This window comes from Streptomyces sp. NPDC004065 (genome assembly GCF_044903565.1).
GTDB lineage: Bacteria > Actinomycetota > Actinomycetes > Streptomycetales > Streptomycetaceae > Streptomyces.
This window is the reverse complement of record NZ_JBJDQT010000032.1, coordinates 86,536-105,218: the sequence shown is the minus strand read 5'-3', so window position 1 is coordinate 105,218 and position 18,683 is coordinate 86,536. Positions and strand designations below refer to the sequence as shown.

The 18,683-nt window shown below is 71.0% G+C and carries 15 protein-coding genes; 9 read left to right on the top strand and 6 right to left on the bottom strand.

Annotation, left to right across the window (positions count from 1 at the left end; all coding sequences use genetic code 11):
• The 3 genes from ACI2LW_RS28360 to ACI2LW_RS28350 form a co-directional block, all read right to left on the bottom strand.
• A partial coding sequence (locus tag ACI2LW_RS28360; protein ID WP_404734084.1) for a hypothetical protein occupies window positions 1-1,484 on the bottom strand: 1,484 nt, incomplete at its 3' end.
• A complete protein-coding gene (locus ACI2LW_RS28355) occupies window positions 1,481-2,569 on the bottom strand; it encodes a hypothetical protein (RefSeq protein ID WP_404734081.1) in 1,089 nt (362 codons plus the stop codon). The genes ACI2LW_RS28355 and ACI2LW_RS28360, both read right to left, overlap by 4 nt.
• Window positions 2,570-2,720: 151 nt before the next feature.
• Window positions 2,721-4,052 carry a hypothetical protein gene (locus ACI2LW_RS28350; protein WP_404734080.1) on the bottom strand — a complete coding sequence of 444 codons (1,332 nt, stop codon included), beginning with the start codon at window positions 4,050-4,052 and terminating at the stop codon, window positions 2,721-2,723.
• A 220-nt stretch (window positions 4,053-4,272) separates the two neighbouring features.
• On the opposite strand from ACI2LW_RS28350, the gene ACI2LW_RS28345 reads away from it, so the two are divergent.
• Both ACI2LW_RS28345 and ACI2LW_RS28340 read left to right on the top strand, forming a co-directional pair.
• Window positions 4,273-6,306 carry a hypothetical protein gene (locus ACI2LW_RS28345; protein ID WP_404734079.1) on the top strand — a complete coding sequence of 678 codons (2,034 nt, stop codon included), beginning with the start codon at window positions 4,273-4,275 and terminating at the stop codon, window positions 6,304-6,306.
• A 24-nt stretch (window positions 6,307-6,330) separates the two neighbouring features.
• Window positions 6,331-6,873, top strand: a complete 543-nt coding sequence (locus ACI2LW_RS28340; protein ID WP_404734078.1) for a hypothetical protein — start codon at window positions 6,331-6,333, stop codon at window positions 6,871-6,873.
• A 100-nt stretch (window positions 6,874-6,973) separates the two neighbouring features.
• Here ACI2LW_RS28340 and ACI2LW_RS28335 read toward each other — a convergent pair whose 3' ends face one another.
• Both ACI2LW_RS28335 and ACI2LW_RS28330 read right to left on the bottom strand, forming a co-directional pair.
• Window positions 6,974-7,288 (bottom strand): zinc-ribbon domain-containing protein, encoded by a 315-nt coding sequence (locus tag ACI2LW_RS28335; protein ID WP_404734077.1) that lies wholly within the window; start codon window positions 7,286-7,288, stop codon window positions 6,974-6,976.
• 259 nt (window positions 7,289-7,547) lie between these two features.
• Window positions 7,548-8,030, bottom strand: coding sequence for an HIT family protein (locus ACI2LW_RS28330; protein WP_404734076.1), 483 nt, complete (start codon window positions 8,028-8,030; stop codon window positions 7,548-7,550).
• 188 nt (window positions 8,031-8,218) lie between these two features.
• On the opposite strand from ACI2LW_RS28330, the gene ACI2LW_RS28325 reads away from it, so the two are divergent.
• From ACI2LW_RS28325 to ACI2LW_RS28305, 5 genes are all read left to right on the top strand, one after another.
• Window positions 8,219-8,839: a DUF1349 domain-containing protein gene (locus ACI2LW_RS28325; RefSeq protein ID WP_404734075.1), complete on the top strand. Its 621-nt coding sequence runs from the start codon at window positions 8,219-8,221 to the stop codon at window positions 8,837-8,839.
• On the top strand, window positions 8,826-11,603 hold the full coding sequence (locus ACI2LW_RS28320) for a LuxR C-terminal-related transcriptional regulator (protein WP_404734074.1): 2,778 nt from the start codon (window positions 8,826-8,828) through the stop codon (window positions 11,601-11,603). The genes ACI2LW_RS28325 and ACI2LW_RS28320 overlap by 14 nt, the downstream gene beginning before the upstream one ends.
• A gap of 177 nt (window positions 11,604-11,780) precedes the next feature.
• A complete protein-coding gene (locus ACI2LW_RS28315; protein WP_404734073.1) occupies window positions 11,781-11,972 on the top strand; it encodes a hypothetical protein in 192 nt (63 codons plus the stop codon).
• Window positions 11,973-12,072: 100 nt separating this feature from the next.
• Window positions 12,073-12,906: an SDR family oxidoreductase gene (locus tag ACI2LW_RS28310; protein WP_404734072.1), complete on the top strand. Its 834-nt coding sequence runs from the start codon at window positions 12,073-12,075 to the stop codon at window positions 12,904-12,906.
• A gap of 50 nt (window positions 12,907-12,956) precedes the next feature.
• Complete coding sequence (locus ACI2LW_RS28305) at window positions 12,957-13,601, top strand: FMN-binding negative transcriptional regulator (protein ID WP_404734071.1); 645 nt, start codon at window positions 12,957-12,959, stop codon at window positions 13,599-13,601.
• A gap of 66 nt (window positions 13,602-13,667) precedes the next feature.
• On the opposite strand, the gene ACI2LW_RS28300 is transcribed toward ACI2LW_RS28305, so the two are convergent.
• Window positions 13,668-16,331: a LuxR C-terminal-related transcriptional regulator gene (locus ACI2LW_RS28300; RefSeq protein WP_404734070.1), complete on the bottom strand. Its 2,664-nt coding sequence runs from the start codon at window positions 16,329-16,331 to the stop codon at window positions 13,668-13,670.
• Between the two features lie 475 nt (window positions 16,332-16,806).
• Here ACI2LW_RS28300 and ACI2LW_RS28295 point away from each other — a divergent pair, with 475 nt between their 5' ends.
• Window positions 16,807-17,409 (top strand): DUF998 domain-containing protein, encoded by a 603-nt coding sequence (locus ACI2LW_RS28295; RefSeq protein WP_404734069.1) that lies wholly within the window; start codon window positions 16,807-16,809, stop codon window positions 17,407-17,409.
• The gene (locus ACI2LW_RS28290) at window positions 17,406-18,662 is read left to right on the top strand and encodes a PLP-dependent aminotransferase family protein (protein ID WP_404734068.1); all 1,257 of its coding nucleotides are present in this window, start codon (window positions 17,406-17,408) and stop codon (window positions 18,660-18,662) included. The genes ACI2LW_RS28295 and ACI2LW_RS28290 overlap by 4 nt, the downstream gene beginning before the upstream one ends.
• Window positions 18,663-18,683: the final 21 nt, after the last annotated feature.

Here is an 18,683-nt window from a genome sequence, read left to right as displayed (position 1 = left end):
TCGACGATGTCGCCGTCGTTGAAGTACTTGATCGTCTCGTCGATCGCTGCGAGGAAGGCTTCCTCGTTACCGATGTCGTTGACCGCTACCTGCGGCTGAAGGGTGGGTGCGGGCTGCAGCTGGGTCGCCGCGCTCGAGGCGTTCAGGGCGGCGCGTGCGGAGGTGGCGGTGGCGGACCGGGTGGTGGGGGAGGGGCCGGCGAGGTGCGCTGTTCCCGTGGAGGCCGGGTATCCGGCGGCGGGGGCGGAGGAGTAGTCGGCCCGGCTTGCGGTGATCTTCTCCGTGAGGGTCCGGCAGACCTGGTAGGAGGCCTGGACGAGCTGCACGACGGGGTGGTGGTCTCCCAGCAGCGCGGCCATGCTGCGCCACTGCAGGTACAGGTCCTGGAGGATGTCGTCGGCCTGCGCCCGGTCGTGGCAGGCGCGTGCGCATTCGAGCCGCGCGACGGCGAGGTTGCCGGCCGCGGCGAGTGCCTGCGGATGGCGCGCACCCACGTGCCGGTTGAGGCGGCTGCCGATGAAGGCCAGATCGGTGGTGGCCTTGCGCAGCCGTAACGGGGAGCGGGCCGCCCGCGCGCATTCGACGTGGACCGCGGCGAGCTTGCCCTGCACCACCAGGGCCCGCGGGTGGTCGGCGCCCAGCATGGCGGACAGCCGCTGACTGGCTGCTTCCAATATGCCCGCCGCGTGTTCCAGACGGTCGTCGGCCTGGGCGTCGCGGGCGTCCTCGACGGCGGCCAGCGCGAGTTGGGCCACGATCAGGTACCCCTGCGGGTCGCGGGGGTCCAGCGCTGCGATGGCGTCCAGCGACGCACGGGTGAACTCGGTCGCGGCGGCGGTACGCGACGGCCCGGACGGTGTGCGGCGTGCGAGGAAGACCCGTACCCCCGCCAGGAGCCGGCGGATCTCGACGGGCGCGGCCTCGGTGGCCGCGGCGAGGAGGAGGTCGGCCTGGGCCAGCCAGTGAGCCGCCTGCCGCGGCTGTTGTGTACCGGCGCTGATGGCGGCGAGGTTGGCCATGGCCCGCACGGATTCCCAGTCCGCCCGGCCGGAGCCGGTGGCCTTCCCGGCCGGGCGCGGGGCGTCGGCCGGTGCCGGTCGGGCTTCGCTGCCCGTGCCCGCCCCGGCCTTGTCCGCCGTGTCCGTGCGGTGCAGCCGGGTCAGCAGGCTCTGGGCCTCGTCCGGGTGCCCGAGGCAGGTGAGCAGCACCGCGCAGCGGTTGGGGTCACCGCCGGGGGGATAGCCCTGCGGGGGGTCGGACACCAGACGCCGCACCAGGGAGTGCGAGGCGGTGTGGAGGCCCATCTGGTAGAGAAGCCACGCCAGTCTCAGGACGAAGGTGAGGTTGGTGGCGGAGACGGGCGGCACTTCCCCGGCGGCGCATCGGTCGGTGAACACTTTCAGCGAATCGGGCACGCCGGTGCGGCGGGTCTCCCGCAGGGCCTCCTCGGCGTGCGTGACCGCGTCCTCGTATGAACTGATCATGCTTCGCCTCCCTCGTCGCCGGCGGACAGTTGGAGTGCGCGCAGCGCGTCCGTGAGGTCCCCCACCGACCGTACGCGCAGCGGTTCCAGGTCGAGCGATTCGACCAGTTCCGATTCGCTCAGGTGGTGGAGAAACCGCAGATAGTCTTCTGTTCGGGCACACAGCGCGCTGAGCACGGGGTCTCTGATCTCCTGCGGTGACCAGGAGAGGCCGGCCGTGGGTGATATGTCCAGTACGGCGCCGTTCGAATCCCCTTGGCCACGTTCGGGCGGGGGCTCGAGGTGCACTCCGGCGTGCGCGCCGGTCTCGGACGCCGTCTCCTCGCGCGCCAGCGGTGCCGGCGCGGCACTGTGCGCCGGCACCAACACCGTGTCGGGCGGGCAGGAGGGCGACTCCCCGGCGATCAGGCTGGTGGCCAGCCCCAGCGCGGACAGGCCGGGGAAGGCCTCCATCGCGCTGTCGATCGAGGTGGCGACCACACCCTGGGGCGGGCTGTGCGAGAACCGCGGCGAAGCCGGCGACATCAGCACTCCGACCAGGGGGGAGCGCTCCGGTTCGTCAAGGATCCGTTCGACCGGTCCGCCGCCGAACGCGGCATGGTTGTGCACCGGGGTGTCGGTGGCGAGATGGATGGCGATGCGGCACGGGCCGTGCTCCGGGTGATCGTGCACCACGTCGTCGACGGTGCCGCGCAGCGGCCGGCGCACGCGCGGCGGCGTGTACGGGGCGCGCCAGTCGTCGCCCTTGGTCGCGTGGTCCATGCGCGGGGTGGGCAGACACTGGCTGGGGTGGGCGATGACGGAGATCAGTGCGAGACCGACATCCGGCCGCAGGTCGACGATCTCACCGGGGACGTCGGTGCCGGTTCCGCCGACCATGCGCAGCACGATCCGCGAGCCAACCTCGAGCGGGGCGACACAGTCGGTGAGCGTCATCGCGTAGTAGCGGGTGACCAGGAACGCGCCTCCCAGCAGGTCCTCGTCCTGGACCAGATCGACCCAGTACTCGTCGTCGCACTCGCTCATCCGTACCTCTGCCTGGTTCGGGTGCCGCATACAGCCCGAAAAGCTCAACTGCTCGTCCACCAGCTTTCCGTGGGCGCCCCGTGCGTTGCGTGGGGAACACACAACGCTGCCGTGCACCGTAGGGGTTCCGCCCGGCCGGCCGGACAAAAAGTGAGGGCGCACCGCAGCACAAGGGGCGCACGGCGGGGCGCAGAACCGGCTCGGGCGCCCCTCACGGCCCGCGCCCCAGCGCCCGGCCGGCCCCCGAAATGACCGCGGTGGCCAGCACCCACCCCGACACGATCAGGAACACGGCGACCGCCTTGTCCCAGCCCACCGGGTCAAAGGCCGGACGATAGCCCAGCGAGACGACCGGGATCAGCAAATCCATGCAATACAGCACGGGATCGAAGGCCCGCTGCCCGGACCCGCTCACCGGGGCCGGCGCGTGCATCGAGAACCAGCCGGAACCGGCCGCCACCAGCGCCAGCAACCACAGCAGCGCCCGCCGGGGGGCGTAACCGTAGCCGAACAGGACGTCCTGCACCGCCCCCCAGACACGGCCGGTGAGCCGGTCACCCCGCCGCAGATGCCGCTCGCGGGCGTGCCGCACCGTCCTGACCGCGCGTTCGTCGCCCGCCGCCTGGTAGGAGGCGGCCAACTGCTCGAAGACGCTCACCCCGGCCTCCTGGTCCAAGGCGAGCCAGGCCAGCCGGTCCTTCACCGACAGCGGTGCGACGGAGCCCAGACGCCTGTAGACCAGCCCCTCGATGTCCAGCCGGCCCGCGGCGGGCCAGGTGGCGGCGTCGTCGACCAGCGCCCCCACCGTCGCGTCCCGCAGCACGACGCGTCCCGACGGGGCTGCCCGCAGGTCAAGACGCAGCCGCGACGCCGTCAGCCGGCTGAGGATCAGCTCCCCGCGCGGCGCGGCAAGAGTGGCGTCGTGGAACGTCACCACCGACTCGACCACAGCACCCCGCAGCAGCACCTGGCCGCGGGAGCGGAACCCCCAGTCGGCGTAGAACCCGCGACCGCACGAGAGGCCGGTGGCGTCGACCCCGCCCACCCGCGCCGCATTGAGGTACACCGCGTGCGCCACGCGGGCATCGCGCAGATACACCGCGCCGGTGGCCTCGAGCTCGCCCCCCTGCACGGCGCCGTCGACCCGCAGACGCGGAGCGAACACGGACCACAGGCCGTTGGAGTGCAGCCGCAGCCTCTCTGCCGCAAGACTGCCGGTGATCCGCGCGTCCGCCAGTCGCAGGGGCGCCTCCGCGGACGGCTCCGGCACCCGGTGCGGACGCTGCACGGTGTCGCGCACGGCCGCCGCCTCGGTGCCCAGCGCCATGAGCGCACCGGGAGTCGTGCCGATGACACACCCCGACAGCCCGACGTCCCCGTCCACGGTGAGACCGTCCGCCAGCACCGCGGGCACGCACGAGCCGCTCAGGTCGAGTGAAGTCGCGGACAGGCCACGCAGATCAACAGGATCGGAAAACCGGCATTCGACCAGCACCAGCCCGAACTGCAGCTGCCGGTGCGAGAGGTCCACCGGTCCGACCACGCGCGCCCCGCGGAGACGAAACGGTCCCGAACCCGGTTGGTGCTCGGCCACCGCCTGCTCAAGAGCATGCGCGCTGACGGGCCTGCCCCGCGCCACCGCGCGCCGCACCCGGCGTATCGCCCCCGTCCTCGCCATCCAAACATCCCCCTGGTGCTCACTCTCCGCGGGCATCACACCACAACTGGGGCCGCCCTGGCCCCAATTCGGACACACTGGGGGCATGAACGAGTTCTTGAGGTGCTTCGGCGCGCAGGCCGCCGCGGAACTGGAGCGGTGGCAGAACAGCCGACGCAGGATTACCTTCGCCAAAGAACTTACCGGCGGCAGCGGAGCCCGTCTCGCCTTCGTCTACCACCAAGGCGATGCCGATCACCCTCAGCAGAAGCTGCTGCTCAAGCTCTGCGCCGACGAGGAAGGATCCGTCGACGAGCCCCGCGACCACGAGGCGGCATGGCAGTCGGGCCCGGAGTACCACCGGGGCGGGTCCGCCTTCGACTTTCCCCGGCGCCGTCTGATCCGTCAGGTCTATCCGGCGCTCAAGGTCGGAACCACCACCTGGCTGATGTTCCTGGGTGTCGCCCTGGACAAGCGTGGTCGCTACCCGCTGAGCCCGCTGAGCACGGTCCCTTCCGGCACCGGGAAAGCCCAGGTGGCCGCCGCCGTGATCCGCTCCATCTTCGAGGAGTGGAATCCCGATCACAAGGCGAACCAGGAGCTGGCCGCGCACACCTTCCTCCAGCAGGCTCTGGGCCACCGGGCCGCTCCCGACAGCCGACTCGCCCGCAGTTGCCGGCAGCTCCTCGGCTCCGCCGTGCACGACCCCAATGTGCAGCTGCCCGGATGGCCCAGCCCGCTGCCCAACCCCACCCCCCTGGCGAACCCCTCCCCGCTGGCCGGTCTGAAACCACCCACAGTGGCCCTGGGCCGCGCGCACTACGATCTGCACCCCGGCAACATCATGGTGGCCGACCAGCCGGCGCTCGAGCCCGACTCCTTCCGCCTCATCGACCTGTCACGCTTCACGGAAGAGGGGCTGCTCCTGCGCGACCCGGTCCATCTCATGCTGTGCCTGGTCTGCGACTACCTTCCCGACCTGAGCGAGCAGGCACGCGACCAGCTGAGGGCCCTCCTCCTGGACCTGGACGGAGATGGCACCGGCCTCGATGTGGACCGGGTGCCGGCCGGTTTGATCTCCACCGTCCGTCTCCTGCGCTCGGCCACCGAGTCCTGGCGCCGGCGCCGTGACTACCCCCACCCCGACTGGCACCCCCAGTACCTCCTCGCTCTCCAGGCCTGCGCGCTGATGTTCCTCACCCGCAGTGAGGCCCCCGAGGACCAACGGTGGTTCCTGCGCCTGGCAGCCTCTGCCTGCGCAGCGTTCCGGCCCATGGCAGAACCGTTCACCCCCCACCCCTCTGCACAGGCGCCGCCACCAGGCCGGGCCGCGAGCCGGCCCGCCGTCCCCGACGAAGACGCCGACCTGCTGCCCTCCGCACTGCGTGCCGAACTGCTGCGCCACCGATCGAAGTTGCGACACCTGCGCACACGCTGCGCAGACCCGCGCTTCGACACCGTGCTCACCGACAACCTGCGCGCCGTCGTCAATCGGTGCACCAGGCTGGCGGCCCTGGCACAGGACGGCGACCCCACCGAGGCCGCCGCCGTCCTTCACCAGCAGTGCACGACGGTGCTGCAGGCAGCCGAAACCCTGCGGGCGGCCCATGACCGGAGCGACGACCACGCGGCACGGACAGCGGCCCGCACCGCCTTCGTCACCGCACTGGCCCGACTGCTCGATTCCCCCGGTCGCGGTGCCGCCCACCCCGCCGACCCACGCGTAAAAGCCGAGGAGGAGTTGCCTGTGCAGGCCGGCCGGAACAACGACGCAACGCCGAGGACACCACCAGAGCCCCCCATGGCCCAGGTGCTTCCCTTCCCCCATACGCCCCGGACGAGCGGCGCCGCCGTCGAACTGTCCTCCCTTCTGCGGGACATCGATCGCCTTCCCGCAGATGCGAGCGGCCCCCGACTGGTCTTCCTCGGCCGGCGGATCTGCGCAAGAGCCGCCCGCCTCGCGAACTCGCTCACCGGCCTCGACACCACACTGCTGCGCAACCAGCTCGAGGAGAGCGCGGAGCTGATGACCCGCTTCGACGCCACCACCCCGCCCGCGGAAATCCACCACCTGCTGAGACTCGCCGGGCAACGATTGCGCACCTACGGCCGCGAGGTCTGGCCCGACGAAGTCGACTGAGCCACTCCCGGTCCGGGCCGCCCGATGAGCGCAGACAGCGTCGCGCTGGCCGCCTTCCTGGAGAACTGGCAGGAAAAAGCGGGCACAGCCCTGGAGTCATCGCAGGCCGCGATGAGAGCGTCCAGCTACGTCGAGCAGCTCCAGAGACTGCAGGCCGCCGCACAGAACCTGCATCAACTGTGCGGAGAACTCGAGCAGGAGCTGCGCAGGGTCCACAGATCTGCGACCATCACCACTGACCTCAAGACCCTGCGCCAGGGATGCCGAGCTGCTCGAAGCGAGCTGGACCATCTGCTGGCAGCTGTCGCCGAGGCGCGGGAAGGACGCGAGGCGGTCACCGGAGAACAGCTGGCCAGCGCGAATCTACGCCAGCTCCGCACCGAGATCGTCACGCTCAAAGGGCAGGCCGAGGGCAGCACGGACGATCTGCTCGAATTCACGGAAGACGTCCGCCGCGCCCTGCACACAGAAGCCCAGAACCGTCCATCAGCAACGATCCACCGCACCGAGGTCCGCCTGCAACTTCCTCGCACTGATGCCCACAACGACCGCGACGCGACCGCCTGAAACCCTCACAGGCGCACATCCGGGACCCCGGCGGCAATCCGGTGGACCGCACCCGGCCGACCCCGAAGCCGTCGCAGGGGGTGGGGGTGTCCGCCCCCGGTCAGGTTCCGGGGCGCCAGCAGGGCTGCTGTGGATGCTGCGGCTGCTGTGGCTGCGCGTGCGCCTCACTGCCGAGAGGATCTGCCGGCTGTGCCAGCGACCGCTCGACCCACTCCTTGGGCACCGCTTGTCCCATGCCGCAGAATGTGCACTGAAGTGCACAACTCCTCGAGACGGGGAACAGTGGCACGAAGAACAGCGTGAACTTGGTGACGTACTTCGTGACCGTGTGCGCGGCCGGGGTGTCGCAGTGGCGACACGTCAGCATGAGTACCGCGAGCCGGTACGAATATACGCTGGTGCCGAAGATGATCATGAGTGGAGTCCTTCGAAGTGGGGCGGAGAAGGCTGGAATGCGCGCTGGAATGAGGCGGTGGGCGTCCGCTCTCTGCGTTCCGTGCGGTGATTCCATTACGCCTTCGGTGAGGGCCTGGGTCATGACCCGGCCTCTCGTGGCTTGACAAACCCGTGACGAAGACCGGCGCAGGCCGTTCCGGGCCGGGTGACCGCAGCGTCACGGTGTGTGCAGCAACAGGCGTCGCCAGCCGGCGGGGCGAAGCACAGCGCGGACCGGTTCACGGAGCGGAGGGCCCGGCGAGGATCGCGGTCAAGGCATCCTTGATGTCATTGCGCAGAGCGTCGTGCCGTGAGTCGAAAGCGTGCTGGGGAGCCGGCCGTTGGGCTGCGTAGCGCCAGACGGGTCCGTACCGGAACTCCTCCGGTTCCCAGTGGTAGCGGGGGTGGACGTGCCCGTGGAGGTGCTCCCAGGAGTTGCCCAGAATCTCGTAGTTGAGGCGCCGGAATCCCTCGGGGTCGTGCTTTCGGCACGTCTGCTCGACGGCTTCTCCGAGCAGGGACAGGTCGAGGAGAAACCGGGCTCGCTCGTCGCGCGGCAGATCGGTGAGGTGACTGGCCTTCCCCGCGTACAGCAGCAGGCAGTACCCGGGCAGATGCTGGATGTCGCCGATGACCGCCCACCCGGTGCGCATACGGGCCAGGACGGTCGGATTCTCCCCCCGCTCGGCAGACCCGATCCGGTCGTCTTTCCAGTGCGTCATGTCTCCTGCCTATCAGCTGCCGATGCCCCGGGTGCCGGAGCAGGGCCCGGCCTTACGCCGGCTCGCGGCTGGACGCCCTCGGTACCCTGGGAGCGGTCCGCCGGAATGAGTAACGACTACTCATCACAGGGGCTCGCCGACCGGGGAGAGTGACAGCGGGTATTTTCCGATGCCGGAGGGCTTTCGCAATGGTCGTGCATCATCCGTCGCCGGCGAACGGCACACGGCAGGTCGCGTGGAGCGAGGGAACGTGGCTGAACGCGCCGCCGGCCTGCCATGAGGACGGCCAGGACCTCGTGGTGACCACGGCCGGAGGCAGCGACTTCTGGCGGCACACCGCATACGGCTTCGTGCGCGACGACGGTCACGCGCTGCTGACCGACCTGCCGGACACGAGCGCCGTCGAAGTGACCTTCACCGCCGACTTCCTCACTCGCTACGACCAGGCGGGCCTCATGGTCAGGGCCGACGACCAGCTGTGGGTGAAGGCCGGGGCCGAATTGACGGACGGCGCTGTGCACGTGGGAGCGGTGGTGACGCGGACGGTCTCCGACTGGTCGCTGTCCCCGGTGCCGGAATGGTCGGGCCGGCCCGTCACCGTACGGGCGAGCCGCTTCGCGGACGCCCTGACGATCCGGGCCAGGTGCGCCGACGGTCCCTGGCGGCTGCTGCGCGTGGCGCCCTGGTCCGCAGGGGTCACCTCGGCGGCTGGTCCGTACTGCTGTTCGCCCGGGCGCAGCGGCCTGCTCGTTCGCTTCGGCGGCTTCACCGTCGGCCCGGCCGACTCCTCGCTCCATGCCACCCCGTGAGCACGAAGGGTCCTCGCACGAGCCGGCCGACTCCGTGCGGGACCGGCATCGCCGAGCGCTCCCTGCCGTCCCCTTCCTGTCCGACACCGCCGCCTGCGAGCGGCCCTGGCCCCTGGTCGGGCGGGGTCAGGTGCTGGACCTGTTCACCCGGGCTCTGCGGCACCGCCGCGTGCAGGGCATCCTGATCCACGGTCCCGCGGGCGTGGGAAAGTCCCGGCTCGCCGAGGAGTGCCTCATCCGCGCCGAGCGCGCCGGCTTCCGTACAGCGTGGGCGGTCGCCACCGCGGCGGCGGCAGGCGTACCACTGGGCGCCATGGGACACCTGATCCCCGCGGGCGTCGATCTCTCCGACCCGGTCGCCGGATTCGCCGCGGTCGCCGCCGGTCTGCGGCACAGCGAGGAAGGCAGACTGGTGCTGTTGATCGACGACCTCCACCTGCTCGACTCCACGTCGGTGATGCTCGTACGGCAGTTGATGGACTCCGGCACCGTGCTCCTCATCGGCACGGTCAGATCCGGGGAACCCTTCGACCTCGCATCGGCCTTCGGCAGCGGCGACTCGATCCACCGGATGGACATCAGCCCCTTCACGGAAGGCCAGGTCGCCGAGGTCCTGCGGGGGGCACTGGGACGCCCGGTCAGCGTGCACAGTGTGCACGAGCTGTACACGGCCAGCGCCGGAAACGCCCTCTACCTGCGGGAACTTGTCCTGGGCGCGCTCAGGAACGGCTCCCTGACCGACGACGGTGAGGTCTGGCAACTGGCGGCCGGCTGGCGCGTGGGAACGCCCCGGCTCAAGGAGCTGATCGAGGCCCGGCTGGCCCGGGCCACACCGGCCGGCACCGAGGCGCTGGAACTGCTCGCCCTGTGCGAACCCGTCGCCCTGGCCGACATACAGGCCGTCGCAGGACTGGATGAGCTCATCACGCTGGAACGGCTCGGATACGTACGCGTGGTCAAGGAGGACCGCCGTCATACGGCCCTGCTGGCCCACCCGTTGTACGGCGAGGCCCTGCGCGCGGCCATCCCGGAACTGCGCCGCCGAACGATCCTGCTGGCCCAGGCCGGACGAGTGGAGGCCCGCGGTGCCCGCCGCCAGGACGACCTGCTGCACATCGCGTCCTGGCGGCTGGCCGCGACCGGCACCGCGGACCGCGCGCAGCTCGAACGCGCGGCCACCCTCGCACGGCACAGCCACGACTACCCGCAGGTGGTACGGCTGCTGGAGGCTCTCCCTCCGGCCGAACACACCGTCGGCAACCGGCTGCTGCTCGCCGACGCGCTGTTCCAGTCGGGCAGGCCGGACGAGGCGGAGCGCGTACTGGACCAGGCCAAAACCCTGGCGACCACGGAGGACGACCGGCTCGCCGTGGCGGTGGCCTACTCGGTCAACGCCCTGTGGGGGATGGCTCATGCGTCACGGGCGCTGGAAGCGATCAGCTCCAGCCGCACGGACCTCGATTCACCGGAGGCGGCCAGAACCCTCACCATCAGCGAAGGCTGCATCCACGCCGCCTGCGGACGCCCGGTCGAAGGACTGAAGCTGCTCGACGCCCTCGGAGACGACATCGACACGGCGGCGGACATCAGCGCATGGCTCATCGCGGCGAGCGTGAAGACCAGGGCGCTGCAGATGACGGGCGACATCGCCGGGGCCCTGTCCTGGGCGGAGAACGCCTACGCCATCCATCGGCGGGTCAACCGGCGCGCCCTGTCGGCGCCCCATCCGGTGCTGCAACTCGCACCCTCCGTCCTCGCCCTCGCCGAGGAGGGACGCATGGACGACGCCCGGACGCTGGGGGAGCGGCTGTTCGGAGAACTCGTGGGCTCCGAAGCGGGGCTGGCCCGGATGTGGGTCGCCTTCTTCCTGGCCCGCACCGAGTGGCTGGCGGGACGCGTCGTCTCCGCCCGCCGCTGGTACGCCGAGTGCACCGCCCTCGCCCGCTCGCACCACGGGACCCGCCCCATGCGCGAGGCGCTCGGCGGCCTTGCCGCTTGCATCGCCCTGCTCGGTGACGTCCCGGGAGCGGTCGCCGCCCTGTCCGACCTGAACGAGGCGGACGCGTGCATGGCAGAGCTCGAGTACGTCAGTGCGATCGCATCCCCGGGCAGAGCCCTCGCTCAGGCGTGGTCCCGGGCGGCCACCGGGCAGCTGGCGACGGCACGGGAGATCCTGATCCGGGCCGCCGACAGCCTCAGGCACACCGGGAACATCTCGTCGGAGGGACTGCTGCTGCTGGACGTGGCACGCCTGGGCGGAGCGGCGGACGTCCTCGACCGGCTCGAGGCGATCGCGCTGCAGTCGGACGGCAGGCTGGCCCGGGCCAGGGCGGACCTGACCGCCGCCCTGGCCCGCGAGGAGGCCGATGCCCTGATGAGCGTGTCGGAGGAACTGGAGGCGATGGGCTGCGATCTCCTGGCGGCGGAGGCGGCGGCGGCCGCCTCCGCGGCGTACCGCAAGAGCGGGCGCGCCCGCAGCGCGACCGCGGTCGGCGTGCGGGCCGGCGCCGTGGCGACGCGCTGCGAAGGCGCGCGTACACCCCTGCTGGCCATGGCGGAGGCGGCCGTGCCGCTCACGTCGAGGGAGACCGAGATCGCGTGGCGCGCCGCGGCCGGGGCGACCAGCAAGGAGATCGCCGAGGAACTGGTCCTCTCCGTCCGCACGGTCAACAACCACCTCGGTCGCGTCTACGAGAAGCTGGGTGTGACCAGCAGACGGGAACTGGCCCGAGTACTCCCGGACCACCGGGGCGCACAGGCCTGACGCCCGTCGGCCCGCCGTGCCGCGCCCGGTGCCGGCTCAGCGGCCCATGTCCATGCTCTCCCGCACCAATTGAGCAACGCCTGCTCAATCGCGTCCCCCGGGACGGTGCCTAGCGTTGCTGCAACCGCACAACGGCGGTCACCGAAAAGGCCGAGAAACAGAGGAAAGGAGCCTTCCATGAGATCCGGGTCGCACAACCACAACGAGATCGTCGTCGAGCACCCCGGCGAGGGCCGGTCCGGCACGTCCGCCGAGCAGAAGCCGCGTGACATCGAGTCCGTCGCCGCGTCCGAGGCGGGACCGATCGGCTGCAACCACAACCAGATCGGTGTGCTGAACCACAACCACATCAGCGTGCACGGCGTCTGAACCGCCCTCGCCCTGGACAGCCTCCGGACGCGGGCGAGCGAACACGCGCCCGCGTCCGGAGCTGTACGAAGGGGTCCGCTGAGAAGAAGGGACCAAGCAGATGAACGAGACCATTCTCGTCACCGGAGCCACCGGCAACCTCGGCGGTCATGTGCTCGCCCGGCTGCAGGCGGCGGGGCGTGGCGTACGAGGCCTGTCGCGCCGGCCTCCTGCGGAACCGGGGGCCGGTGAGTGGAGCGCGGCAGACCTCTCCGCGGGCTCAGCCGGGCTCGGCGAGGCGCTCGAAGGGGTCGGGACCGTCGTTCACTGCGCGACGGACGGCCGTACCCGTCAAGGCGATGTCCAGGCGGCCCGGAACCTGGTGGCCGCGGCCCTGCGCGGCGGCCGTCCGCACATCGTCTACGTCTCCATCATCGGAGTGGATCGTCACCCCCTCGCCTACTACCGGGCCAAGCACGAGGTCGAACAGCTCCTGGAGGCCTCCGGACTCCTGTACACGATCCTGCGGGCGGCCCAGTTCCACGACATGCTCCACTTCGCGCTCAGCCGGGCCGCGCGCCTTCCGGTGCTTCCCGTCCTCGCGCGCACCAGCTTCCAGACCGTGGACACGGCCCACGTCGCCTCCCGCACGGCAGAACTCGCGGTCGACGAACCCAGGGGCCGTGTGGCGGACCTCCCCGGGCCGCAGACACTGACGATGGCGGAGATGGCCCGCGCCCACCTGCGCGCGTCCGGAACCCGGCGGCCCCTGCTTCCCGTGCTCCTGCCCGGACGAGTGCCCCGCGCCTACCGGGAAGGGCTGCATCTGGCACCAGGCCCCGTCCCCGGCAGCCGCACCTTCGAGGACTTCCTCGCGGGCGCGCCGGCGGTCCGAGTACCGGCGGCGGCACGCAAGCCCCGGCTCCGCGCCGAGCACAGCAGGCCCAGGCCCTGACCCGCGCACGCGCCTTTCGTGTTCAAGGGAATCCATGGGAGGGAGAGTCCATGTACACACCTGAACGGTTCGTTCCCGACGAGGACTCCGTGCGTGATCTGCTGGCCAATCAGGGGGCGTCCGACCTGATCACCATGACACCGCGCGGTCTCCTCGCCACCTTGCTGCCCTTTGAGTACGCACCGGACGCCGGCGAGCACGGTTCCCTGCTCGGACACGTCGCCCGCGCCAACGACCAGTGGAAGCAGCCCGTGCGGGGCGAGGCCATGGTGATCGTCCGCGGACCGGAGGCGTACATCACGCCGACCTGGTACGCCACCAAGCGCGAGCACCATCGCGTCGTGCCGACCTGGAACTACATGATCGCGCATGTCTACGGGCGTCTGGTCGTCCACGACGAAGCGGCATGGATCGAGGCGCAGATCCGGCGCCTGACCGACCGGCACGAAAGCGGCTGTCCCGCACCATGGTCCGTCGACGACGCCCCGGCGGAGTTCGTCCAGCGGCAACTGCGCGCCGTCGTCGGCGTCGAACTGGTCATCAGCCGCATCGAGGCGAAGTTCAAACTGAGCCAGAACCAGCCGCAGGAGAACCTGGAGGGTGTCATCAACGGGCTCCAGGCCCGCGGATGGGCCGACGACGCCGCTGTCGCGGCCGCGGTCCGTGCGCACGACCCGCGCTCCGCCACTGCCTGACGGCGCCGGCGAACGCCGCGGCGGCCGTATCCGGCGCTCTCGTGCGCCACCGCCCTGGGACGGCACTCAACGAGGCAGATCCTTCGACCCGGTGTCGAGATTCAGGGCCCGGGGGAGTTCCGCGCGGTTGCGGATACCCAGCTTGAGGTAGATGCGCTGCAGGTGGTTGTCCACGGTGCGGACGGACAGCGTGAGGTGCTCGGAAATGCCTTTGCTGGTGTTGCCGGCGGCGGCCAGCAGGGCGATTTCCTGTTCCCGTCCGGTGAGGGGTGCGCAAGCGCCGGCGATGGTCGCCAGGAGCGGAGTGCGGGCGCCTTCGCATCGGCCGGCGAGGCGGGCGGCGCGGGTGGTGGCGGCCGTCGCCGCACGGGAGTCCCCCCGGCGTTTCCAGGCACCGGCGGCCGCGGCCGCCGCCTCGGCGGCGAGGATGGGTGTGCCCATGTGCTCGAGTTCCGCCGAGGAATCCATGAGACTCGCCGGATCGTCGTCCGCCAGGGCGGTCACGAGGCGCGCGCGTGCGTGCGTCAGCGCGCCGTCGCACCGGCGGGACAGTTCGTTCAGGCGCTCCCGGACGCCTTGCGGGTCGCCGAGGCGTCCGATGTCGGTCAGCAGGAGCACCTCGGAGATGAGGTGGCCGGTGCCGCGGGCATCGGCAGCGGCCGTGCGCAGCAGGTCCCGGGCCTGGCCGAGTTCGCCCCGTGCGACGTGCAGCCAGGCCGTGCCGAGCGCTTCCTCGCCGGCCAGAAAGCCGCTCGGCGCGTTCGCTTCGACGTCGGGGACGAGCGAGGCCGCCGTGTCCGTGTCGCCGACGAGCGCGGCACAGGCCATCAGACCTGACAGATAGGAGCGCATGCCCCTGGACAGCCGATGCGTGCGCGCCACCGCGGCGGCCTCGCCGTACCATCGGCGAGCGCTGAGCGGACGACCGGCCAGCCACTCCGCACGTGCGCTGTAGAAGGCCAGGAACTGGCGGGCCACCGGGGCGGGCGCGGCCTGGAGGACGTCGCACGCTCCGACGGACACGTCACGAGCCTGGTCGATCATCCCCTTCTCCATCAGCGACAGTGCGAGCGGTGCGGCCTGCAGGGCAGGGTGAGGAAGCAGCCTGCCTTCCCCGATCGTCTCGTGGACGGACCTCGCGTGTTCGGCCAGGGACCGCGCCTCTTCGACACTGCCAACGAACACCAGACCCAGGGCTTTCGCGTTGAGCGCGATCAACCAGGCGTCCAGACCCTCTTGGGGCGGGGCCTCTCCCAGATCGTCGAGCATGCTCAGCCCCCTGGCAGGCGTGCCGCCCACGGTGAGAATGCCCCCCTCCAGGAAGCGGAACTGGTTGGCGAGGACCGGGTCGGACAGGGCGGACTGGGCCGTGACACACACGGTGAGCGCTCTGTCCGAGTCGGGTGTGGACCAGAAGAGGTTGGTACAGCGGGTTCCCGCGGCGATGGTCTTCTCGTGGTCGTCGCGGGCGCCGGCTTCGGCTTCGGCCAGGACGCTCTCCGCGCGTTCGAGTTGTCCGGCGTGCATGAGGGCCCGGCCGAGCAGGACAAGGCTTTCCGTGGTGTGCTGGTCGGCTTGGATCGCGGAGAGCAACTCGATGACTCGTTCGTTGTCGTTGGAGTTCATCGCGAACTTCGCGGCCCGCAGGAGCAGGACGCAGTCGGCGGTGCCGGTGGCGTCCAGTCGCCAGGAAGCGACACGGAGGGCGTCCTCGCGGCGCCTGAGGCCGTGAGCTTCGAGGCGCTCGGCTTGGCGCAGGGCGATGTCGTAGCGCCGCAGGGCGGGGGTGCGGGCAGCGATGACCCCTCCGTACAGGGAGTGGGCCAGGGCGACGGTCACCCTGCGCCGATGTGCGGAGACACGGACGATGCCCGACCGCTCGAGATCGTCCAGGACGGTGCGGTCGGCGATGGCCGCAGCGTCGGTGCGGGAGAGCTCCCCGCAGAAGGCGAGGGATTCGAGTAGGGGTCGCGCCGCGGAGGGCGAGGCAGAGATCCTGGCGGCGATCAGGTCCATCAGAGTGGGAGTGAACGGCAGGCGTGTCTCCGAGACGTCCCAGACTCCGTCGTTGAGGGCGAGAGCGCCTGACTCCAGGGCGCCCAGAACCAGCTCTCTGAGAAGCAGGGGATTTCCGCCGCTGGCGGTGAACAGCGCGTGGTGGGTACGTCGGCCCACGGGACCCTCGAGGACGCGCTGTAGAAGTTCTTCGAGCTGGTGGCGAGCCATGTCGCCGAGATCGATCCGACGGACGTGGTCGCTCCGCTGCAGCAGCGCATGGATGGCGTCACTCGTCTGTTCACCGGTGCGGGCGGTGCCGATCAGGCTGACCACCCGGGAGTCGAGGAGCTGGCCCAGCAGGACAGCGGACGAGTTGTCGAGGAGATGCAGGTCGTCGACGAGTACGACAGTGGGCCTGGGGCGCCCTGACAGGACCTGCGCGACGGCGCGGAAGCCGCGGACGGGGTCGGCGATGTCGACGCCCGAAGGGAGAATGTGGGCGATCGCCCCGAGCGGCAACTGGGCGGCGGCCCGGCTTGCCACCGCCCTGGCCGTACGGCGTTCACCGGCCGCCGCCAGGTCCAGGAACTCCTCCGCCAGGCGCGTCTTCCCCACCCCGGGCGCCCCGAAGATCAACCAGCAGTGGACGCGGTCCGCGGCAAGATCCTGCCGGAAGGAGTCCAGGTGCGGTTCGCGCCCGACGAGTGGCCATCGGTCCATCCAGCCCTGCATGCCGTACCCCCTCACGGTGCGACGCCACTCATCCTACCTGTGGCCTTACAGGGCACGGCCGCCGGAGGAGTCGCCGACTCCAGCACGACGTCGGCACGACGCCGGCCGGCCCGGTCATGGCCGGGGCATCACCATGGCGTCGCCTGTGACGATCGGGCCGGCGCCGCCCTGGCTCCACCGGCGGTGAAGCCGATGGCGCGGCCGCCCGGATGCCGGCCCGTCCGCCAGGATTCTCCTCCAGGGCCGCCTCGGCGATCCGGCGCGGAAGGAGCGCGCCGCCGGGCAGCCGCCGGCTGAGTACCCGCTGCTCATACGACGTGGCGCCGCCGGACGTAGCGTCCGACTCGTCCGCACAGCCCGGCCGACTCCACCGAGCGTGGGCTCCCGTCGCCCGCGCCCGGCCCGGACTCACGCCCGTCAGGCCCGGGCGGCGCTCGTTCGGCCCACCGCCGGTCCCCGCGCAGGAAAGAACCTGATGAACAGACCCACATCCTCGGCATACGCAGCGACGGCGGAGGCAGCGATCTGGCTGTCGGCGGCGCTCATGGCGTTGCTGCACGTGCTGCCCACGCCGTTGAACCCGGTGACGGACATGGTCAGCGAGTACGCACTCGGCGAGTTCCCGCTGCTGGCCGATGGCTGCTTCCTGGCAATCGCCGTGGCCGCCCTCACCCTCGCCCTGGGTCTGCGCGACGTACTGCCGGCCGATCGCACCGTCACGACGGCAATCGCCGGTCTCGCCGTCACCGCACTCGGCGCCGCCGTCCTGCCGTTCTTCCTCACCGATCCGCAATCGCCGCCCTCGTCGACGCACGGAAGAATCCACGTGACCGCGGCGCTGGTCTCCATGACCTCCCTCACGGCGGCGATATTCGCCCTGGCACTGCGCTTCCGGGCCATGCCGCGATGGAACCGACTCGCCCTCCCCGGCTTCATCTGCGCGGGGATCATGGCGGCGAGCATGGCGCCCATGCTGGTGCGGACGTGGCCGGGAATCATGGAACGCCTCCTGATCCTGGCCGGAATGCTGTGGATCGCCATGACGTCCCGGTTCCTGCGCACGGGCGCGGGCCGATGAACGCCGCCCCGCCTCCGGCAACCGCCGCCCGCCTCGACACCGTGGAGACGTCCCCGCTGCGGGACATCCTGGCGTTGACCTCGCGCAGCGACGTGCTGTCCTTCGCCGGCGGACTTCCCGATCCAGCCCTGTTCGACCACGAGGGCCTGCGGACCGCCGTCGACCAGGTACTGACGCACGCGCCCCGCAGGGCCTTCCAGTACTCACGCACCGAGGGAGATCCCGCGCTGCGCGCGGCGATCGCCGCACGCCTCGACCGCCGCGGTCTGCCTACCGCTCCCGACGACCTGCTGATCACCAGCGGGTCGCAGCAGGCGCTGGCGCTGGCCACCACCGCCCTGCTGGAGCCGGGAGACACGGTCCTGGTCGAAAACCCCAGCTATCTGGCCGCACTCCAGTGTTTCCGGCTGGCGGGGGCCCGGGTTGTGCCCCTGCCGACATGCGGGGGCGAGTGCGATCCCGCGGTGCTCACTGAGGTGGTACGCCGTGAGCGGCCCAGGCTGCTCTACGTGATCCCGAACTTCCAGAACCCCACCGGCAGCACCATGTCGGCGCGGCTGCGTCAGGAGGTGGCGCGGAACGCGGCGGCGCACGGGCTGTGGATCGTCGAGGACGACCCCTACGGCGAACTGCGCTACCGCGGCGATCCGGTCCCCGCGATCGCCGCACACCCCGGAGCCGAGGACCGCACGATCGTGCTGGGCAGCTTCTCCAAGATTCTCGCCCCCGGCCTGCGAGTGGGCTGGCTGCGCGCACCCCGCGGCGCAAGACGGGCGTTGACCGTCGCCAAGCAGGTCGCCGACCTGCACACCTCGACGCTGGACCAGGCCATCGTCGGCGCCTATCTGGCCGGTGGGCGCATGGAAGGACACATTGCCGGCCTGCGTCAGGCCTACGGGGCCCGATTGGCAGCCATGGTCGCGGGCCTTCCCGAGGCACTGCCCGAGGGAAGCACCTGGAACGAGCCGGAAGGGGGCATGTTCCTCTGGGTACGCATGCCGGAGGGAATGGACGCCGCGGCAACTCTGCCGTCGGCGATGCGCCGGAACGTCGCCTACGTTCCGGGAGCCGCCTTCTTCACGGACAGTCCCGTACCCGCCAGCATGCGCCTGACGTTCACCACCCATGCCCCGGACGAGATCGCGGAGGGTCTCGCCCGCCTCGGCACGGTTCTCCGGCGATCTCCGCACGACCGAGGCATGCCGGCCGCCGCACAGCCGACCGCGGGGTCACCGGGCCGACGGCCGAGATGAGCAATGACTGCTCAGGCGGAG

Coding starts and splice junctions, on each gene's coding strand:
- ACI2LW_RS28335 (WP_404734077.1), bottom strand. CDS start 7,288: ATGATCATCTTCGGCACCAGCGTATATTCGTACCGGCTCGCGGTACTC.
- ACI2LW_RS28345 (WP_404734079.1), top strand. CDS start 4,273: ATGAACGAGTTCTTGAGGTGCTTCGGCGCGCAGGCCGCCGCGGAACTG.
- ACI2LW_RS28295 (WP_404734069.1), top strand. CDS start 16,807: ATGAACAGACCCACATCCTCGGCATACGCAGCGACGGCGGAGGCAGCG.
- ACI2LW_RS28320 (WP_404734074.1), top strand. CDS start 8,826: ATGCCACCCCGTGAGCACGAAGGGTCCTCGCACGAGCCGGCCGACTCC.
- ACI2LW_RS28340 (WP_404734078.1), top strand. CDS start 6,331: ATGAGCGCAGACAGCGTCGCGCTGGCCGCCTTCCTGGAGAACTGGCAG.
- ACI2LW_RS28300 (WP_404734070.1), bottom strand. CDS start 16,331: ATGCAGGGCTGGATGGACCGATGGCCACTCGTCGGGCGCGAACCGCAC.
- ACI2LW_RS28330 (WP_404734076.1), bottom strand. CDS start 8,030: ATGACGCACTGGAAAGACGACCGGATCGGGTCTGCCGAGCGGGGGGAG.
- ACI2LW_RS28325 (WP_404734075.1), top strand. CDS start 8,219: ATGGTCGTGCATCATCCGTCGCCGGCGAACGGCACACGGCAGGTCGCG.
- ACI2LW_RS28290 (WP_404734068.1), top strand. CDS start 17,406: ATGAACGCCGCCCCGCCTCCGGCAACCGCCGCCCGCCTCGACACCGTG.
- ACI2LW_RS28305 (WP_404734071.1), top strand. CDS start 12,957: ATGTACACACCTGAACGGTTCGTTCCCGACGAGGACTCCGTGCGTGAT.
- ACI2LW_RS28310 (WP_404734072.1), top strand. CDS start 12,073: ATGAACGAGACCATTCTCGTCACCGGAGCCACCGGCAACCTCGGCGGT.
- ACI2LW_RS28315 (WP_404734073.1), top strand. CDS start 11,781: ATGAGATCCGGGTCGCACAACCACAACGAGATCGTCGTCGAGCACCCC.